The sequence below is a fragment of the Hymenobacter sp. genome, from assembly GCF_036387835.1.
Classification (GTDB): Bacteria; Bacteroidota; Bacteroidia; order Cytophagales; family Hymenobacteraceae; genus Hymenobacter.
The window spans coordinates 1-18,113 of record NZ_DASVSY010000059.1 but is presented as its reverse complement, the minus strand read 5'-3'; the positions used below and the strand labels follow the sequence as shown (position 1 = coordinate 18,113).

Annotated in this window: 16 protein-coding genes; 6 read left to right on the top strand and 10 right to left on the bottom strand. The window is 58.5% G+C overall.

Annotation, left to right across the window (positions count from 1 at the left end; translation table 11 throughout):
- The first annotated feature begins 334 nt into the window (after nt 1-334).
- The 3 genes from VF639_RS11550 to VF639_RS11540 all read left to right on the top strand — a co-directional run bounded on the left by VF639_RS11550 (nt 335) and on the right by VF639_RS11540 (nt 3,542).
- A complete protein-coding gene (locus VF639_RS11550; protein ID WP_331146061.1) occupies nt 335-1,417 on the top strand; it encodes a CgeB family protein in 1,083 nt (360 codons plus the stop codon).
- 201 nt (nt 1,418-1,618) lie between these two features.
- Complete coding sequence (locus VF639_RS11545) at nt 1,619-2,695, top strand: CgeB family protein (protein WP_331146060.1); 1,077 nt, start codon at nt 1,619-1,621, stop codon at nt 2,693-2,695.
- 16 nt (nt 2,696-2,711) lie between these two features.
- The gene (locus VF639_RS11540) at nt 2,712-3,542 is read left to right on the top strand and encodes a TIGR04290 family methyltransferase (RefSeq protein WP_331146059.1); all 831 of its coding nucleotides are present in this window, start codon (nt 2,712-2,714) and stop codon (nt 3,540-3,542) included.
- A gap of 86 nt (nt 3,543-3,628) precedes the next feature.
- Here the strand turns inward: VF639_RS11540 and VF639_RS11535 are convergent, their stop codons facing one another.
- Nucleotides 3,629-4,093 (bottom strand): hypothetical protein, encoded by a 465-nt coding sequence (locus tag VF639_RS11535; protein ID WP_331146058.1) that lies wholly within the window; start codon nt 4,091-4,093, stop codon nt 3,629-3,631.
- A gap of 278 nt (nt 4,094-4,371) precedes the next feature.
- On the opposite strand from VF639_RS11535, the gene VF639_RS11530 reads away from it, so the two are divergent.
- A complete protein-coding gene (locus VF639_RS11530; RefSeq protein ID WP_331146057.1) occupies nt 4,372-4,926 on the top strand; it encodes an NUDIX hydrolase in 555 nt (184 codons plus the stop codon).
- On the opposite strand, the gene VF639_RS11525 is transcribed toward VF639_RS11530, so the two are convergent.
- From VF639_RS11525 to VF639_RS11505, 5 genes are all read right to left on the bottom strand, one after another.
- Nucleotides 4,923-5,498, bottom strand: coding sequence for a GNAT family N-acetyltransferase (locus VF639_RS11525; protein WP_331146056.1), 576 nt, complete (start codon nt 5,496-5,498; stop codon nt 4,923-4,925). The two genes, VF639_RS11530 and VF639_RS11525, sit on opposite strands and share 4 nt — an antisense overlap.
- A gap of 337 nt (nt 5,499-5,835) precedes the next feature.
- Nucleotides 5,836-7,296 (bottom strand): glycoside hydrolase 5 family protein, encoded by a 1,461-nt coding sequence (locus tag VF639_RS11520; protein ID WP_331146055.1) that lies wholly within the window; start codon nt 7,294-7,296, stop codon nt 5,836-5,838.
- Nucleotides 7,297-7,921: 625 nt separating this feature from the next.
- Nucleotides 7,922-10,492 carry a TonB-dependent receptor gene (locus tag VF639_RS11515; protein WP_331146054.1) on the bottom strand — a complete coding sequence of 857 codons (2,571 nt, stop codon included), beginning with the start codon at nt 10,490-10,492 and terminating at the stop codon, nt 7,922-7,924.
- Nucleotides 10,492-11,196, bottom strand: a complete 705-nt coding sequence (gene rpe / locus VF639_RS11510; RefSeq protein ID WP_331146053.1) for a ribulose-phosphate 3-epimerase — start codon at nt 11,194-11,196, stop codon at nt 10,492-10,494. The genes VF639_RS11515 and rpe overlap by 1 nt, the downstream gene beginning before the upstream one ends.
- A gap of 90 nt (nt 11,197-11,286) precedes the next feature.
- Nucleotides 11,287-11,406 carry a LysR family transcriptional regulator gene (locus VF639_RS11505; RefSeq protein WP_331146052.1) on the bottom strand — a complete coding sequence of 40 codons (120 nt, stop codon included), beginning with the start codon at nt 11,404-11,406 and terminating at the stop codon, nt 11,287-11,289.
- Between the two features lie 370 nt (nt 11,407-11,776).
- Between VF639_RS11505 and VF639_RS11500 the strand changes: the two genes are divergently transcribed.
- Nucleotides 11,777-12,226, top strand: a complete 450-nt coding sequence (locus tag VF639_RS11500; protein ID WP_331146051.1) for a GNAT family N-acetyltransferase — start codon at nt 11,777-11,779, stop codon at nt 12,224-12,226.
- Nucleotides 12,227-12,584: 358 nt separating this feature from the next.
- Here VF639_RS11500 and VF639_RS11495 read toward each other — a convergent pair whose 3' ends face one another.
- From VF639_RS11495 to mnmA, 4 genes are all read right to left on the bottom strand, one after another.
- Nucleotides 12,585-12,908 (bottom strand): hypothetical protein, encoded by a 324-nt coding sequence (locus VF639_RS11495; RefSeq protein WP_331146050.1) that lies wholly within the window; start codon nt 12,906-12,908, stop codon nt 12,585-12,587.
- Between the two features lie 203 nt (nt 12,909-13,111).
- On the bottom strand, nt 13,112-14,809 hold the full coding sequence (locus tag VF639_RS11490; protein ID WP_331146049.1) for a S8 family serine peptidase: 1,698 nt from the start codon (nt 14,807-14,809) through the stop codon (nt 13,112-13,114).
- A gap of 249 nt (nt 14,810-15,058) precedes the next feature.
- Complete coding sequence (locus VF639_RS11485; RefSeq protein ID WP_331146048.1) at nt 15,059-15,817, bottom strand: hypothetical protein; 759 nt, start codon at nt 15,815-15,817, stop codon at nt 15,059-15,061.
- 11 nt (nt 15,818-15,828) lie between these two features.
- A complete protein-coding gene (gene mnmA, locus VF639_RS11480) occupies nt 15,829-16,998 on the bottom strand; it encodes a tRNA 2-thiouridine(34) synthase MnmA (RefSeq protein ID WP_331146047.1) in 1,170 nt (389 codons plus the stop codon).
- Nucleotides 16,999-17,352: 354 nt separating this feature from the next.
- Here mnmA and VF639_RS11475 point away from each other — a divergent pair, with 354 nt between their 5' ends.
- Nucleotides 17,353-17,982, top strand: coding sequence for a hypothetical protein (locus VF639_RS11475; protein ID WP_331146046.1), 630 nt, complete (start codon nt 17,353-17,355; stop codon nt 17,980-17,982).
- Nucleotides 17,983-18,113 lie beyond the last annotated feature (131 nt).

The following is an 18,113-nucleotide window of genomic DNA, read 5'->3' as shown; positions in this document are numbered from 1 at the left end:
AGACGCGACACTTGGCTATGCCGACCTTCGGTTCGCGTCTCGTCGTTGAACGACCAGAGCCCCACAGGCTAAACAACCTCAGCAACGACGCGACGCGAACCGAAGGTCGGCATAGCCAAGTGTCGCGTCTCTACAACCGGCTAACGAAGCGGCTATATACTAACGACAGTTCGCGAGATGCTTTGGCTCCGCAATCTGGCTTGATGCGCCCATACCGCTGCATGACAGTTACCTCAGCACGCCAGAGCAAACAAGTGACCTGCTTTCATAATCCTGCACTACCGTTCCCACCTCTTACCAAGCACCACCCACCAAGCACCAAGCCCTAAAATCTATGTCTAGACTACGCATTGCTTTCTTCGGTTCCAGCCTGGTATCAGCTTATTGGAACGGCGCCGCCACGTACTACCGCGGCATCGTGCGGGCCTTGCACAGCCGCGGCCACCACGTCACGTTCTACGAGCCCGATGCCTACGACCGGCAGCAAAATCGCGACATCCCCGACCCTGAGTACGCAACCGTGGTGGTGTACGAAGCCACCGAGGAAGCTGTATTCCGCTGCCTGGCACTGGCCGCCGATGCCGACATTGTAGTAAAAGCCAGCGGCGTGGGCGTGTTCGACGAGTTGCTGGAACGGGAAGTGCTGAAGCTGCAAACCGAAGAGCGGCTGGTGGTTTTTTGGGACGTAGACGCGCCCGCCACCCTGGACCGTGTGCACCACAACCCCACCGACCCGTTCCTGAGCCTGATTCCGCGCTACGACCTGGTGCTGACTTACGGCGGTGGTGATCCGGTCATTCAAGCGTACGCCGCCCTCGGCGCTCAGCAGTGCGTGCCCATCTACAATGCCCTCGACCCCACCACGCATCACCCCGTTGCTCCCGAAGCGCGCTTCACCGGCGACCTGGCGTTTCTGGGCAACCGCCTGCCCGACCGGGAGGCGCGGGTAGAGGAGTTTTTCCTGAAGCCGGCCGCCGCCACGCCCGAAAAAACCTTTCTGCTTGGCGGCAGCGGCTGGGGCGACAAGCCCATGCCAGCCAACGTCAACTACCTGGGTCACGTCTACACCACCGAGCACAACGCCTTCAACTGCACGCCCAAGGCCGTGCTCAACATCAGCCGCGACAGTATGGCCCGCTACGGCTTCTCGCCGGCCACCCGCGTGTTCGAGGCGGCGGGCGCCGGGGCCTGCATTATCACCGACTATTGGGAAGGCATCGACTTTTTCTTTACGCCAAACGAGGAAATCCTGGTGGCTAATAGCGGCGCGGAAGTAGCGGCCCTCATGGTGGCCCTCACGCCCGAGCAAGCCCACGCCATTGGGCAGGCGGCGTACCGCAAGGTGCTGGCCGCCCACACCTACGACCACCGCGCCGAGCAGCTAGAGCAGTTGCTAAAAGGGGAAATGGTAAAGTAGTGAACCAGCGAGTAACACGTTCAACCGGCATAGTAAAACACTGAAACCGGATGCGGTGCCACCACTTTTTTGGTGGTGCCACCAGCGTTGCTGACGCCTGCCCGCCTGGTGCTGCCCATCCGATGTCGTTCAATGATAGTGGTACCACAACCGAAAAAGTCAGGGCACCACCCACAACTTCACCTTTCACAACTTCACCTGATGAACATTGTCATTCTAGGCCTCTCGATTACCTCGAGTTGGGGCAACGGGCACGCCACCACTTTCCGCGGCCTGGTGCGCGAGCTAACCCGCCGCGGCCACGAGGTGCTGTTTCTGGAGCGCGACAAGCCCTGGTACGCCAACAGCCGCGACCTGCCCAACCCCGATTTCTGTTGCACCGAGCTGTATAATTCGCGGGAAGACCTAAGCGCCCGCTTCACCGAGCCCGTACGCGAAGCCGACATGGTAATCGTGGGCTCCTACGTGCCCGAAGGAGTGGCCGTGGGCGAATGGGTGGTGCAGACCGCGCAGGGTATCAAGGCGTTCTACGACATTGATACGCCCGTTACGTTGGCCAAGCTGGAACGCCACGACTACGAGTACCTGCACCCGCGCCTGATTCCGCGCTACGACCTCTACCTCTCCTTCACCGGCGGCCCCACCTTGCAGCGCCTCGAGCAGCAGTACGGCTCGCCCATGGCCCGGCCCTTCTACTGCTCTTTCGACCCCGCCCTCTACTTCCCCGAATTACAGGAAATGCAGTGGGACCTCGGCTACCTCGGCACCTACTCCGACGACCGGCAGCCGCCCCTCGAAGCCCTGATGCTGGATGCTGCCCGGCAGTGGCCAACGGGCCGCTTCGTGGTGGCCGGCCCGCAATACCCGGCCCGCGTTCAGTGGCCAGCCAACACGCAGCACATTCATCACCTGCCCCCGGCCGAGCACCGCGCCTTCTACAACCGCCAGCGCTTCACCCAAAATATCACCCGCGCCGACATGATTCAGGCCGGCTACTCGCCAAGCGTAAGGCTATTTGAGGCCGCGGCCTGCGGTACACCCATCATTTCCGACTATTGGGCCGGCCTCGATTCGGTGTTCGATTTCGACACCGAAATTCTCGTGGCCCATTCCGCCGATGATACGCTGCGCTACCTCCGCGAGCTAAGCGAGCCAGAGCGCCAAGCCCTTGGCGCGCGGGCCCGCCAGAAGGTTTTAACCCACCACACCGCCGCGCACCGGGCCCAGGAGCTAGAGCGCTACGCCCGCGAGCTAATGACCGTGAGCGACACCCAATAACCTAAGACGCACTCCGATGACAATAGAGCAGGAAATAGAACAGCTAGGGCCCTGGTTTCACAACCTGCACCTACCCGGCGGCCAGCAAACGGCGCCCAATCACTTTCTAGGCGATTTTCCGGCTTTTAAATGGCAGGAACTACAAGACCACATCCCGGCCGATTTGTCGGGCTGGCAGGTGCTCGATGTGGGCTGCAACGCCGGCTTTTACTCCCTGGAGCTAGCCAAACGCGGTGCCCACGTGCTTGGCATCGACGTGGACCCGCACTACCTCAAACAAGCCCAATGGGCCGCCCGGCAGCTTGGCCTTGAAGACCGTATTGAGCTACTCCAACTGCAGGTCTACGACGTGGCCCGCCTCGACCGGCAGTTCGATTTGGTGTGGTACATGGGCGTGCTCTACCACTTGCGCTACCCGCTGCTGTCGTTGGATATTCTCTCGCAGAAAACGCGCCGCCTGATGGTCTTCCAAACCCTGGCTATGCCCGGCGAGGACACGCAGCCGCTGCCCGATGATTTCGGTTTGCACGACCGGCAGCGCCTCGAAGAATCCTACTGGCCGAAAATGGCCTTCATCGAAAACAAAATGGCCGGCGACATCACCAACTGGTGGGTGCCCAATCACGCCTGCATCGAAGCCATGCTCCGCTCCTGCGGCCTGCGGGTGAGTGCCCGGCCCGGCCACGAAATCTACCTCTGCGAAGTAGACGAGCAGCTACGCCAGCAACAGCAATGGAATCAGTCGGAGTACTTGTCGGCGGTAGGGCTGGAATGGCAGCAGGCCGTGCAGGCCAAAGTGGCCGGCAAGAACCGCTACATGGAAGAAGCCGCGACGCGCCCTTCGTAAAAGCCCCCCAATGTTATAGGCAGAAACCTCGGGCCTCAATGGGAATAGGGCTAGGCCTGGAACAGCAAGTTTTCCTGTGCCGTCTGCTACTGCGCGGCTGGTGCAAGCGGCTGCACGGTTTTGGCCCCGGCAAACTCCGCCAGCTTCGTGGGATTCGGCACCACCTCCGCGAAGCTATAGGTAACCCTTGGTATCACGCCCGATAGCGTTGTAATCCCTTGCAGATAATAGCTTTTGCCGGCTTCCAGTGTCAGGGGTAAGACAGGGGGTTTCCTGGTCAAATACCCCCCAGGCAGTTTGGCAACGATGGTGGTTGCTCCTGCGGGTAGTGTTAGCTGGCAATGACTGTTTCTGCCGAGCTTACACACCAGCTTATCATTGGCATACACCCGGTACTTGGGATAAAATATACCGAAAGCCTTGCCTTGGAAAAGATGCAGAGTCGCCGTTTCTCCCGGCTGCTGGCTTGGCACCGGTCCTGATTGAGCGAAAACTTGGCTTTGAGAAAGGCCAGTGAAAAGTAAGCTGGCTAGAAACTGCGTGCTGTTCATAAAACCACTATCTGCTATAAAGTCTGAAGTGCTTAATAAGAACGGATTGTATGATGCTCCTAGTATTCATCATGTCCTTACCGCTTCCCAGATACCTTTTACTATGGAAGCTATTTAAGCTGTTACTCGAAGGTCGTGCTTGATCTGGCGTCCGCCTGCGGATGCTAGATCAAGCACGACCTTCGAGTAACAGCTTAAATAGCTTCCTCATCTAAACCCACACTCCGCAACCTGCTCTTTCCCTTGTTACCTTGCCCTTTCCTTATTTCGCCCTTTCCATGTCCAAAGAAATAAAGCCCTGGACCACGCTCAAATCCGAGTTGGTATTCAACCACCGCTGGTACAAGCTCCGCCGCGACCATGTACTGCTCCCGACTGGCCAGGAGCTCGACGACTACTTTGTGAGTGTGCGGGCCAACGTGGCGCTAGTGTTTGCCATCACCGACGACCAGCACGTTATCATGGTGCGTCAGTACAAGCATGGCATCGGCGAAATCCTGATTGAAGTGCCCGGCGGCGTAGTAGATGAAGACGAAACCTCGCCCTTAGAAGCTGCCAAACGCGAGCTGCTGGAAGAAACCGGCTACGTCTCCGACGAGATGGAGCAGCTCATTGAAGTTAGTGATAACCCCACCAAGGATACCAACCGCATCTACTTCTTCCTGGCCCGCAACGCCCGCCTGGTAGCCGCTCAACACCTTGACGAAACCGAAAACATCGAAGTGCTCCGCGTGCCTTTAGCCAAGGTAGAAGGCATGATTCTGAGCGGCGAGATTCGCGTATCGGGCTCCATAGCCCTGTGCTTGCTGGCTTTGCGCAAGCTGGTGCACTAGCCTAGCGCGTCCGCCTCCCGCTGCCGGGTAAATACAACTATGGGCTGCTCTTTGTAGGTGGTGCGGGCCGTTTCCTGGTAGCCGAATTTCTCAGCTACCCGCAAAGAGGGCAGGTTATCGGAGTCGATAATGCAGACCGTTTCGTTGGATTGAAAATGGCGGTTGCCCCACGCCAGGGCTGCCCGCACGGCCTCGGTGGCGTAGCCTTGGCCATGCACGCGCGGCGCCAGCGCCCACCCGATTTCGGGTACGCCGCTGATGCAGGGCTTGATGTCCCGGTTGAAGTCGGCGAAACCTACTGACCCGATAAAACGAGTTGTGCTCTTTTCTTCCACCGCCCAAAAGCCAAACCCCATCAGTGCCCAGTGGCCCTGCTGCGTGAGTATGCGCCGCCAGGCTTCCTCCCGCGAAATAGGCTGGCCCCCCAAGTAACGGTAGAAATCGGGGTCGGCGGACATGGCCGCAAACTCAAGTAAATCGTCGGGCCGGTAGCCGCGCAGGAGTAGCCGCTCGGTTTCCAGCACTGGAACCTGCATCCGCGGAGAAGTTAACTGAAGTGAAGAGTTGAGCATGGCGCCAAGATAGAAAAGCCGTTAATAAGGCGGCCGTTTGATTTCAAGTCTATTCCGAAACGAGCAATGTCTTGAAATCAGGAAGCAATAATAGCGTTTACGTCTAGCAGCGGCCCTTAGAACCTATCCGAATAGGCAAAGTGTTTGTCATTCCGACGCAGGAGGAATCTGAGTTTATTCGTTCAACGGGCAAACTCAGATTCCTCCTGCGTCGGAATGACAAACACTTTGCCTATTCGGCATCTACCAATCAGTCTGTGGCGTTTTATCTACTGAATCTCAACTATATAGACAGACCCGGCTGAGGCCCCGGTACTAACTCAGGGGCAGCTGGCACTTAAGACAGCCGCCGGATAGCTAAAGCTATATCCGTTATTAGTGAGGGCAGTTGTAGCGTTAACAGGCTATTCGCATCAACCTGCGCCTGGACCTGGCTCACCTCGCAACCGGCAACCGTATCCCACAGATGCACCCGGTACGAGCCAGCCTGCAAGCCTGGCACGCGCACCTGCACAGACAAAGGCGGCGCCGTTTTAAGCACCAGTTTGTCTTTGCCGCGCTTGTCTTGGCGCAGCAGCCAAACCACGGCCTGCTCGGCGTCGCCGCAGGCAAATCCAACGAAAGCGGGCGTCGAGAGCTGGATTTCCTGGTTGAGGTTACGGCGTTGAAACCGTGACCAGTCGATGAGACTGGTGAAACCGGCGAGGCTGCGTTGCGCCTCCCGCATACCGGGGGTGAGCGTGTGCGGGCGACGGTTGGGCCAGCGCATACCGCCGCCCGCCCCGCCCGAGGCTAGGTGCGCCCACTGGATGTGGCGGAAGTACTCGTCGTCGAACGGCACCGGCAACGTGCGCTTCAAATCCTTGAAGGCGTGAATAGGCCCGTGCTCACTGTCGAAAAAGGGCTTTGGCTGGTGCAGATGCTCGAGCGCCTCCCGCACTAGCGCGCCAGTGCAGACGGCCGAATCAACGGTGTTCTTGGGGTGGTTGATGGTTTTGGCGTCGTAGAAGTGAGTGGTGGCAAAATCCAGCATCGGATGCCGGAAAATGACGTCGGCCACGGCGGGGTGCTCATACAGCACCGGCCCAAACAACGACACCGTTTGCAGGTGCGCACGGCCATAAAGCCGGGTTTCCACTTCCCGCAAGTGGCTGCTTATTTCCCCCACGAAATCGTGAAAAACGTCGGTGCTTTCCTCGGCGTGGCCGGGGTGAATCTCGTTCCAGAGGTCCCAGGCAAATAAGGCCCCACTCCCGCCCCACCGTTCGGCCGCGAAAGTGAGCCGCCGCTTGATGGCCTCCAACGTATCCGGGCACAGCAGCCACTGCGAGCGGCGCGCGCAAGGGCCGCCATTCTGCTTGTTGTAGGGGTGGTGCTGCCAGCGGATCCACATCCAGAACGTGTCGTAGGGCGTGAGCAGGATGCGCAGGCCGTGCTTTTCGCACAAGGCAAACAAATCGTCCCACAGCCGGACCATGTTGGGCTGGAAGTTGCCGGCGGGGCGCTCGATGTAGCGGTTCTCGGTCTGGCAATACTCCAGCATGAAACGCAGACAGGTCACGCCGTGCTCGGCCAGCCAAACCAGATGCTTTTCTACAGCAGCCAGGTTCTTGCGCCGAAACAGGCCATCAAACTCCACCCAATTAATAGCATCGTTCTGCCCGATGGGGGTCCAGCTGTGGCCGTTTTCGGTGATGAAATAAGGAGCATCCGGGGCCACCTGAATCCAGGGCAACGACACCTGGGGCTGGGGTTTTGCCGGAATGCGCACGTTGCTGGTAGCGGTAAGCAACTGCATAGAGGAGCGAAAAGGTGAAACTGAGAGAAGAGCTAACAGCGCAACCGAGGGCACTTGGCACGAAAAAAGGCCGGCAGAAAGGTGCGGCCTATTTTACAGAAGCTCGGTTGCAGTGCGGCTGGAAGCTACGTTTCAAGCCGCAAACCCCGAAAAACCGCCCCGGTTGCCTCGGCATTTGCCATACGAAAACGCAGATTTCCTGTTATGCACGAGGTTGAAAAACAACCCTCGCACCGATATATATCAACCTTAGAGGTAAGCAGTTAACCCACCGGCACGTTTTTCACTACTATGCACAAATTTAGTGCGCCAGCCTTCCGGGAGAGCCGCTACTACAGGTATGAGCCGTAAGCTCAGGTGTCGCTTGACTGGCTGGCAGACCAAGCCTGTTAAAGCCAACAGTTTTTAAAGCGCCAGCGTATCAGCCCGAAACTATTTACCCGCATTGCCTGCTTCGAGCAGGCTATGTTCCTAAAAAACGCTACCCCGCGCCACAACTGGCTAAGGTTGCGCTTGCCCTTCGCTACTACGAATACCAACAGCTCCAGCGGCACCCTCCCGATGTTTGACTACGTCGGGATTGAGAATCTTATTAGGCCATTCCGGGGTTCACCCGCAACTCACCTCAGAACCGGGCAATAACCCGCAGGTTGACAACGCGCTGCGAAAGGTAGCTGGGCACCGAATAGGTGCGGCCGTTCAGGTCCTGGATGTAGCTGTAGCCGCCCACGTTGTTGGCGCCTAGTATGTTGAGTATTTCCAGGCTAATCCAAAGGCTTTCAAGCTGACTGGCGCGGCGGTCCGGCTGGTTGCTCAAGGCCACCACCTTCGAGAAGCCTAAATCCACGCGCTTGTACGAACGGGTTTGGGCGTCGGTGCCGCGCAACTCGGGCAAACCGGGCGGGCTAAAGGGCAAACCCGACCCAAACACAAGGTTCACGTAGCCGCGCACCGAGGGGTTGTTGGGCAGATGGTCCTGAAAGAACACCCCCAGATTCACGCGCTGGTCCTGCGGCCGGCGGATGTAGCCTTTGGCATCTCGCCCAGTTTTATTGCCATCAGCGTCGTAGCGGGTAATCGAGTCGCCTTCAATGTTTTCGCGGGTGGTGAGGACGCCGAGGCTAAACCAGGATTCGGCCCCGTTCACAAACTCGCCGCCCACGCGGGCATCAACGCCGGCTACGTAGGCAGTGGCGTTGTTTTTGGCGAAGTAGCGCAGCCGCACGTTGTCGATGTCGTAGGGCACCACGTCGGTGAGGTACTTCACGTAGGCCTCGCCGTTGAAGCGGAACGGCCGCCCCCACTGCTCGAACCGAGTCTCGTTGCCTACAATGAAGTGCAGGGAGCGTTGCGCCCGCAGCTCTGGGTTCAAGCTGGCTTGAATGATGAGCGGGCTGCCGGGCGTAGCACGGGTGCCTTGCTGGTCGCGCAGCTCGCGGTAGAAAGGTGGCTGGTAATACAGCCCCGCCGCCATTTTATAGGAGCGGTTGGCATGCTGGCGCGGAATAAACGAGAACTGCACCCGCGGACTCACCACCAGTTGCTGGTTCACCGACCAGTAATGCGCCCGCACCCCATAGGTGAGCGTGCGCAACGAATCCAGCTCGATGGTATGCTGGGCGTAGCCCTGGGTTCGGGTGCTGCTTAGGTCCAGGTTGGAGATTTGCCGGGTGCGGCGCCCGTCGGGCACGTAGTCGGCCGAGTCCGCGAAGCTGTATTCGTTGAGGGCATCCTCAATCCGCTCCTGCCCGGTTTTAATCCCGAAACGCACCGTATGGCCGGCGCCGGGCAGCCAGCGGGCACGGGCCTCGGCGGTGGCAATGCGGGCCGTAAGGGTGTTGCGCGAGTGGTCGAACCGGGAACCTACGTCGCGCTGGCGCACGGCCTGGTTGAAGTCCGGCGAGTTCGGGTCACGGTTGATGTCGGCCAAACTGTAGCTGGCTTCTACGTCGCGGTATTCCAGCTCCCGCGAGTATACCAGCCCGCCGAGCAGCTCGGTTTGGAACTTGTCGCTGAAGTTATGCTTCAGGTCGAGGCCGCCCTGGTACATGTCGTACTGCATCCGCTCCCGCCCCTGGTACACGATGAAAAGCCGGGTAAACTGGTTGGTAGCGGTGCTGAAGGTGCTCTGCCCGGTTTCCGGCGTAAAGCGGTAATCGTTGTGGCCGAAGGTGGTCAGCAGCCCGAGTGAGGTACGCTCCGGGTAGTCCTTGGGCCCGAGGTTGGCGTTGAGGTACACCTGCCCATCGTAGAAAGTTGGGTTGTAGCCGCCCTGCTGCTGCTTGAGCGAACGGAGCACGTAAGTGGCATTCTTGTAGCGCACTCCCGCCAGATAACTCAGGCGCTTGTTGGGCGAAGTAGCTTCCACGTGCGCCGCCCCGCCCACCAGACTCGCCGTGCCGGAAGCCGCAAACTTGGTGGGCTGCTTGTAATCAACATTCAGCACCGACGAAAGCTTGTCGCCGAACTGGGGCTGCCAGCCGCCAGTGGAAAACTCCACCTTGCTCACCAGGTCGGGGTTGATGAAGCTTAGGCCTTCCTGCTGCGCCGCCGTCACCAGAAACGGCCGGTATATCTCGATACCGTTCACGTAGACCAGGTTTTCGTCGTAGTTGCCGCCGCGCACCGAGTAGGTGCTGGTTAGCTCGTTGGTAGACGTTACGCCGGGTAGGGTTTTGAGAATAGCGTTGAAGTCGCCGAACGGCGAGGGCAACACCTTGGCCGTGCGCGGGTCGAGCTTGATCATGCTCACTTGCTCGCGGGTATCGGCCTCGTCGTTGCGGCCCCGCACGGTCACGTTGCGCAGGGCCCGGGCGTCGCTCTGGAGCGTCAGGCGCAGCTCGCGCTGGTCTTCGTTTAAGGTCAGGGGCACGCGCAGGGCCTTGAAACGCAGGCCGCGCACGACCAGCACCGCAGGTTGGCCGGTGCGGGTTACGCTCAGCGTGAAGCGGCCGTCGCTGTCGGTGGACGTACCGCCGGGCTGGCCTTCCACGCCCACGCCCACCAGCTCTACGGGCTGGCCATCGGCGTCGCGCACGGTTCCGCTGATGGTAAGGCGGGTTTGTTGAGCCACGGCAGTGGCCGGCGCCAATAGCCCGAAGGTTGGAGCAACTAGCCCCACCAGCGGCAGGGCCCGCAATAAGTTTAAACGCAGAGGTTGCAGCAACCAGCCCGTAACAGAGGAAAAGTGGGGCATTAGCTTGGTTCTTCTTCCAGATTAACTGCCGCCGTAAGCTGGGCACGCATGTCGGCCAGGGTAGCCAACGGGTCCGGGGAGTTGAACACAAACGAGCCCGCCACCAGCACATCGGCCCCGGCTTCCACCAGCGCCAAGGCGTTGTCTTGGTTGACGCCGCCATCAATTTCAATCAGCGCCGCCGAGCCGCTATCCACCAGCAACTCTTTCAAGGCAGTTACTTTGCGCAGGGTGTTCGGAATAAACGATTGGCCGCCGAAACCCGGATTCACTGACATGACCAGCACCAGGTCGAGGTCGGCGGCAATGTCTTCGAGCAGCCACACCGGCGTGTGCGGATTCAGCGCTACCCCGGCCTGGCAGCCCAGGGCCTTGATCTGCTCCACTACGCGGTGCAAATGCGTGCACGCTTCGTAGTGCACCGTGATGGTGCGGGCCCCGGCGTCGCGCACGGCCGAGAGGTAGTTCTGCGGGTCCTCGATCATCAAATGCACGTCGAGCGGCTGCTGGGCGTGGCGGTGAATGGCCTGGAGCACCGGAATACCGAACGAGATATTGGGCACGAAACGGCCATCCATGATGTCGCAGTGCAGCCAATCGGCGGCACTACCAGCCAGGCGCTCGGTCTCAAACTGAAGGTTGGCGAAGTCGGCAGCAAGCAAAGACGGAGCCAGCAGAGGCGCCCGGCGGCGAGTAGGAGTCATACTGCGAAGGTACAGACTAAGTGAGTAAAGGCGTAGCGACAAAACGGAACTATCGGCAGACAATTCCTACCAACGGGCTGCAAGTTGAACCTAAACGGTCAGAATGTGGCGGCTCAGCGACGACTGCGTGATGTTGAGATGCTCGGCCGTTTGCCAGAAATGCAGCTTGTCGGCTAGGCGCAAAAAGTAGCGTACCTGGTGCAGGGTCATTGATGCGGCAAATGCATTAGTCGTTCCCAAAATAACATTGTTGCGCATTAATGCACCGTCTAGTTTTGCTGCGCTCCTGCTCTATTGACCTCACAAGTGGCGTCCATCATTTAAATAAAGTATACGCGCCCGCTTCCCCTCTACTACGACTCAGCATTTTTACCCAAGTTGCGGGCGGACGTCGTAGCGGCTCAAGATTGGTAGAAATGGCTTGTCGTGGGCGGTTGCGCCGCCTAGCAGTGCCAGAACTGAATGTGTCTTTGGCACCACTACGCGGCGCATACCTCCCGCTTCTGTATAGTGCAACAAACCTTGGGCCGCTACGCGGCCAACCCACAACTTGGCTATCTTACCTAAAACGCCCTTTCCTATGCTACACGTAACCCGAACCACTTCTGATAACCTAGACTTCCGGGAACTGGTACAGCTTCTCGACCAAGACCTAAGCGTGCGTGATGGAGTTGAACACGCGTTTTATGCGCAGTTCAACAAGATTGATAAGATACGGCACGCGGTAGTAGCCTATTATAATAACCAGCTGGTCGGCTGCGGCGCTTTCAGGGAGTTCAGCAAAGAGCAAGTGGAAATCAAGCGCATGTTCGTGCGGCCTGAGTACCGGGGCCAGGGCGTTGCGCAGGCAGTACTAGCCGAATTGGAGCGGTGGGCTCAGGAGTTGCACTACACCGGCTACGTTTTGGAAACAGGCAAAAAGCAACCCGAAGCCATCCGGCTCTACGAAAAAAGCGGCTATAAGCTTATTCCTAGTTACGGGCAGTACGTGAACGTAGAAAACAGTGTTTGCATGCAGAATCAGGCTTGAATCAGGACCGAAGCAAAGTTTACCATGCCTCTTCGGACTGAGAAGGGAATAGAAGGATTTCTTTAGGCCCCTCTCTGACGATGCGTTGGGCGCTAACTACGAAGTTGTTTAGGATTTCATTTTAGGTCATGCTGAGCGCAGGCGGAGCCGAAGTCGAAGCATCTCGCGTGCTGACGTTGCAGTGGCAAGAGTTTTCACACTAGCGAGATGCTTCGACTACGGCTCTGCCTGCGCTCAGCATGACGGTCAAGCGTGTTTAAAGGAAATCTTAAACAGTTGCAACAACCCACACAAAAAAGCAGGTGCCGTACGTTTCCGTCAGCACCTGCTTATATCCTGTTGAGAAGTTCTTTGGTGATTATTTGCCGCCTGCTTCTTCTTTATTCCAGGCTTTCCAATCAAGCTTACCATCTTCCGTCTTGCGCAGGAAGTACGTTTGATCGTCTTCCTGGCGCTTACCAAACGTAACGTCGGAGCGGCAATCCAGGCAGCGGAGCGAGGTATATTTAAATTTATCCTGAGCCACGCGGGCTGTCAGGTCGAGGTTATCGGAACCACAGATGCCGCACTTTGCTACATCGGGAAAGCTCAACCGCTCGTACTCCGTGACCACCTCGTGGAGGTTGGCCCCTTGAACGGTAAAGTGAAACTGGCGACGCCCCAGGCGCTTCGAAATCATCATTTGTAGCATGCTACTTGTATTGTGGGTTTGAAAGCCCGGGTTAAAAAAGAGTAGAATTCACCTCGATGAATTCCCGGACAAGATACTAATATTTTTCGCTCAATACTAACTAGATTATCAATTATGAGTTGCCGGTTGAGAGTTACCGGTTGCCATTTTAGTGTTTACCTGGCAACGGGCAACTCTCAACCGGCAACTCATACCTACTGCCTGATGAACCGCACGCTGCGCCGCACTTTCGCGCCGGCTTGTACGTCGCAGTTGTAAACGCCCTTAGCCAGGGCAGCGGTGGGCAAGCGTACTTCAGTGGCGGAGGTGGCGGGCACCTGATGCTCTGCTACCAGCGCCCCGCGCGCGTCATAAAACCGCACTTGCAACGGCAAGGCCCGGAAGGCGGGAGTGAGTTGCAAGTACAACTCCTCGCCATTGGCCGGGTTAGGATATATAACAAGCTCGCTAGTGGGAGTAGCTGCCTTATTAGCTGACAACGGCATACCGGGGTTAGCCAGGCTATAAGCCAGCACAAAGTTGGGAATACCGTATCCTAGCAAGTTGTCGGGGGTGGTGTACTGCGAGCCAGAGCGCTGCAAGAAGGCAATGACTTGCTGAGCGGTTAGCGTAAGATTAGCCTGCCAGAAACCGGCTACCATGCCGGCCAGAACAGGACATGAAAACGAGGTACCATTCTTGCGTTCTGGCTGTCCGTTTACGCCCACCACCGCGGCCTGAGCGCCCTGTGCCGCCAGGTTAGGCTTCACGCGGTTGTCGGCACTCGGCCCCTGCGAGCTAAAACCAGCGTAGCGGCGCAACGAATCAACAGCTCCAACAGTCAGAATAGAATCGGCATCGGCGGGGGCCAGAATCTTCTGCCAGGGCCGGTTGCCTTCATTACCCGCGGAATTCACGACGATCATGCCCACCCGGGCCGCCACCGTAGCAGCGCGGGTTGAAATAGCGGTGCGGCCGTTGAGGTCGGAGTAGGCGTAGTTGATGTAGGGCACGTCAAAATCCCGGTAGCCGAGCGAAGAGCTAATAACGTCGACGCCCGCCGAGTCAGCCCGTTCGGCGGCTACCAGCCAGTTCACTTCCTCGATGGGGTTTTCCCGGTAGGCATCCTCCGTCACGTAAAGCCGGTACGTAGCCTTGGGCGCGGTACCCACGAACACGCCCGTTTGGTTGGCGGCCAGCGTGGAAAGGGTGTTGGTGCCGTGGCTATCGAGCCGGTACACATCGGCGCGGCGCTCCACGAAATTGTAGGTGTCGGCAATCCGGTTATCCGTGCGCAACGAGGCAAACGGTGCCGACTGGTTTACGCCCGGAAAACCGTCGTCGAACACGGCAATCTGCATACCCTCGCCCCGGAAGCCGGCATTGTGCATGGTCACGGCCCCGATCATGTACGCCTGCTGATAAGCCGTGCCATAAATTGGGTTGGCCTGCACCCGCTGCAAACTGTTGCCCGCGGGCGGGTTTTCGTGCTTGGGTGGCGTGGCGACGGGGGCGGTTCGGTTCAACGTCTGGGTGCCGCGCACGAAAGGCAGGGCCCGCACGGTAGCCAGCGTGGCCGAGTCGCAATCAACCACGACGGCATTGAACCAGCGCGAAGTGTACCATACGGTGGCGCCGGGCACCGCCCGCACCTGCGCTACGTAGCTCGGTGTCACGGGCAGGTCGCGGGGCAGCACGGCAATATTCTGGCGGGTGCGGCGCGAAATAGCGCGTGCCGAAAGAAACGCCTGGGGCTGATTTACGGTAAAGGGGGTTCCTGCTTTATCCTGGAAATACACCAAATGCTTGCGTACGGTAGCAAGGGTACTACTTGGGGTGCTCTGCGCAAAACTCGACGTTAGAGTTGCTGCAACAAGCATTCCTGTAAGTGAAATAAAGGAAAGAACACGCATAGAAAAGACCGGTTTAAGACCTGCTGTAAGATACGGATTTAGTGCTAAAACGGCTTGAATGCCGCAATTGCAGATAGCTATTTACCTAGCTCCCATCAACCTGCCACCGCTACGGCTATCCAGGCTATGTAGCTTCCGATATGCTACGGCGCCATCATCCCACGGAACCTAAACAGTACCCCACTAACCATATAAACTAAAAGCGCCACCTGAGAGTCAGCTGGCGCTTTTCAATGAAAACTTCGAATGTTATCGGCCTTTTTCTACCAGCACCTCCGTGCGCGCTGTACCTCGGTAAATAACGTTTAAAGAAGGAATGCAACTGCCATTACCCGGCTCACAGTACTCGAACCGGCGGCGGCTCCGAAACACGGGCCCCTCCCCCAATGCGTATACCTGCCGGACCCGGAAGTAGTAAAAGGCGTTGATGTAGGTTGGATCTTCGCGCTCGTCGGGAGTGGATGTAATCAGCGTTTTCGGATACGTAACTGAGGTGCTGCCAGCAGTGGTTGTGAAAGGCTCGTTGATGCGGGTGTAGCGCAGGTTTTCTTCCTTGATGCCGCTCATGTTGTTGAACGCGTTGGCATTCCAAAACCCTTGGCGCACCGGAAAGATCAACTCCACCCGGCGCAGGTTGTTGCGCGTTACCAGCACGTTGCCGGCCGCCGGACTCACCACCAGCACGCTGTCATCCACCCACGGATCGGTGGCGGTAGTGCGCCGGGAGCGTATCACCCGAAACGTCTGACGGCCGGTTTCGTCGACGTACTCCTCGGCCACTCGCTCCCGAAACTGAAACTGGTTGTACGTTTTCACGTTGCGCGTCCAGACGGTATCCGTCACGTTGTAGACCCGGAAGTCGCCTACGGCCAGCGGGTAGTAGTTGGTATCGGCGGGCTCCACCTTCACCGTTTCGTTTTTGCAACCCGCTACGACCAAGGCCAAAAACGCGGCAGCCAGAAAACTGCGCCCGGAAATCCAACTCTCAACCAACGAATAGCGCAACATAAAAACTAGGATTATAGCGTGGCAGTAACGGCCGAAGATACGGGAGTTTCGCCAATAGTATGCCGCTCAATCCAGCCGCCACCCAGCACATCCTGTCCGTCGTAGAATACCGCGGCCTGCCCCGGCGTCACGGCGTGTACCGCTTCCTCGAAGTAGACGTGCACTTTGTCGCCGATTTGCTCCAGGAAAGCCGGGGCCCCGTCGTGGTTGTAGCGAATCTTGGTGGTGCTTGGCACCAAGCCGCGGCCTTCCAGCGACGCGAATTTGCCCATGTTCAACTGCCCAACCACCGTGCGCGTGCTGGCCAGATCTTCGAAGTTTCCGAGCACTACTTCGTTGGTATCGGGCCGGATTTCGGTTACGTACACCGGAAAGCCCAGCGCCACACCCAGGCCTTTGCGCTGCCCGATGGTGTAGAACGGGTACCCTTCGTGGGTGCCCACAAACGTGCCGTCGCGCAACACAAACCGGCCGCCCGCCACCCGCGCTTCCAAGCCCGGCACCCGGCGCCGCAGGAAGCCGCGGTAGTCGTTGTCGGGGATAAAGCAGATTTCGTAGCTCTCAGGCTTGTTCACCAGTTCCGTGAAGCCCCGTCGACGTGCCTCGTCGTAGATTTCGGTTTTGCGCATGTGCCCTAGCGGAAACAGCGTGCGGCTCAGGCTCGCCTGGCTCACGCCCCAGAGCGCGTAGCTCTGGTCTTTGGTTGAGTCGAGGCCTTTGCTGACCACGTAGCGACCGTTTTCCAGGCGCACGTTGGCGTAGTGGCCGGTGGCAATAAACTCGCAGCCGAGCTGGTCGGCGCGGCGCAGCAAAGCATCCCATTTGATGTGGGTGTTGCAAAGCACGCAAGGATTAGGCGTGCGGCCGGCCAGGTATTCGTCAGTGAAGTTCGAGATAACAAAGTCGCCAAACTCGTCGCGGATATCAATGATGTAGTGCGGAAAGCCGAGGTCCACGGCAATCTGCCGGGCATCGTTGATGCTGTCGAGCGAGCAGCAGCCGGTTTCCTTTTTCGAGCCGCCCGCTGAGGCGTAGTCCCAGGTTTTCATGGTCATCCCGACCACTTCGTAGCCTTGCTCGTGCAGAAGCACGGCCGCCACGGATGAATCGATACCGCCGCTCATCGCGACGAGGACGCGGCCCTTGGTAACGGGCGGCGTGGAAGATGCAAATTGCGTCATAAGTAAAAGCGCCCGTGGAGTCAAGGTCCGCGGCCACGTGGCAAAGATAACACATGCCGCCCGGTCGTGGTTTCCTTTGGCTTCCTCTGGTTTTCTGTGGTTTCCAGGGCGCTTCAAAAACTCAAGCTGAGCAGTGTCGCTTTTTTTGTAGCGCGGACGTCCGTTCCGCGACGAGCAGCGCGAGTATTCGGTATTGCATTAACCCGTAGTAACTCGCCGTGCTCGTCGCGGAACAAACTTCCGCGCTACTGTGCATTGTCCCTAGAGCAACATGTTGCGGCTGAAGTAGAATGGTTACTTTTGCGCTTCGTACGTGGCCGCTGTTTGCTGCCACTAGCCCAACCTTTTCTACGTATGTCTTTGCTTACGTCCGTGCTGGTGCGCGGCATCAACAACCTCTCTGATGCACGCTATTGCGCCGGCATGGGAGCCGACCAACTTAGCTTTCACCTCGACCCGGCCCTGCCCGGCCACCTCACCCCCGAAGCCGTGCTGGAAATCAGCGGCTGGATATCGGGCGTGGAGCTGATCGGGGAGTTTGACGCGCTGCCCGCTGCCGCCATCAACGAGTTGGCGCAGCGCTGCAATCTGCAAGGCGTGCTGCTCCACCGCCGCCGCACCCCCGACGAACTGGCCAAGCTAACAGTACCCGCGCTCAAGCTCATGCACTGGATTCCGGACATGCTGCCCGAGGATGTAGACACGCGCTTCCGCGACCAGCAAGGGCACGTAGCAGGCTTTGTGTTGGCGCAGGCCCCACCGCAACCCCTCTCGCCGAAGCAGCTCGCGCACCTCACGCAGCAGGCCCGTAGCTTCCCCATTTGGCTCGGTGCCACTTTCGCGGCCAGCACCGGCAATTCCGTCCGCCAGCTCGTCGAAACTATCCGCCCCGCCGGTATCGTGCTCGAAGGCGGCGACGAAATCAAGCCCGGCCTCCGCGACTTTTCGGAAATGGAAGCCGTGTTTGAAGCCCTGGAAATCTGATTGAGGTTATGGTCGCTTAGCTTCCAGTTGTTAGTTGTTGAAGCTGTTTAGGAAGTTATTGGCCGTCATGCTTGATCTGGCGTCCGCCTGCCGAAGCATCTCGCTAGTGTACTGATTACCGCTCCTGCATC

Excerpts from the sequence above, each read along its gene's own strand:
- VF639_RS11550 (WP_331146061.1), top strand. The coding sequence starts at position 335 with ATGTCTAGACTACGCATTGCTTTCTTCGGTTCCAGCCTGGTATCAGCT.
- VF639_RS11545 (WP_331146060.1), top strand. The coding sequence starts at position 1,619 with ATGAACATTGTCATTCTAGGCCTCTCGATTACCTCGAGTTGGGGCAAC.
- VF639_RS11540 (WP_331146059.1), top strand. The coding sequence starts at position 2,712 with ATGACAATAGAGCAGGAAATAGAACAGCTAGGGCCCTGGTTTCACAAC.
- VF639_RS11535 (WP_331146058.1), bottom strand. The coding sequence starts at position 4,093 with ATGAACAGCACGCAGTTTCTAGCCAGCTTACTTTTCACTGGCCTTTCT.
- VF639_RS11530 (WP_331146057.1), top strand. The coding sequence starts at position 4,372 with ATGTCCAAAGAAATAAAGCCCTGGACCACGCTCAAATCCGAGTTGGTA.
- VF639_RS11525 (WP_331146056.1), bottom strand. The coding sequence starts at position 5,498 with ATGCTCAACTCTTCACTTCAGTTAACTTCTCCGCGGATGCAGGTTCCA.
- VF639_RS11520 (WP_331146055.1), bottom strand. The coding sequence starts at position 7,296 with ATGCAGTTGCTTACCGCTACCAGCAACGTGCGCATTCCGGCAAAACCC.
- VF639_RS11515 (WP_331146054.1), bottom strand. The coding sequence starts at position 10,492 with ATGCCCCACTTTTCCTCTGTTACGGGCTGGTTGCTGCAACCTCTGCGT.
- rpe (WP_331146053.1), bottom strand. The coding sequence starts at position 11,196 with ATGACTCCTACTCGCCGCCGGGCGCCTCTGCTGGCTCCGTCTTTGCTT.
- VF639_RS11505 (WP_331146052.1), bottom strand. The coding sequence starts at position 11,406 with ATGACCCTGCACCAGGTACGCTACTTTTTGCGCCTAGCCGACAAGCTG.
- VF639_RS11500 (WP_331146051.1), top strand. The coding sequence starts at position 11,777 with ATGCTACACGTAACCCGAACCACTTCTGATAACCTAGACTTCCGGGAA.
- VF639_RS11495 (WP_331146050.1), bottom strand. The coding sequence starts at position 12,908 with ATGATGATTTCGAAGCGCCTGGGGCGTCGCCAGTTTCACTTTACCGTT.
- VF639_RS11490 (WP_331146049.1), bottom strand. The coding sequence starts at position 14,809 with ATGCGTGTTCTTTCCTTTATTTCACTTACAGGAATGCTTGTTGCAGCA.
- VF639_RS11485 (WP_331146048.1), bottom strand. The coding sequence starts at position 15,817 with ATGTTGCGCTATTCGTTGGTTGAGAGTTGGATTTCCGGGCGCAGTTTT.
- mnmA (WP_331146047.1), bottom strand. The coding sequence starts at position 16,998 with ATGACGCAATTTGCATCTTCCACGCCGCCCGTTACCAAGGGCCGCGTC.
- VF639_RS11475 (WP_331146046.1), top strand. The coding sequence starts at position 17,353 with ATGTCTTTGCTTACGTCCGTGCTGGTGCGCGGCATCAACAACCTCTCT.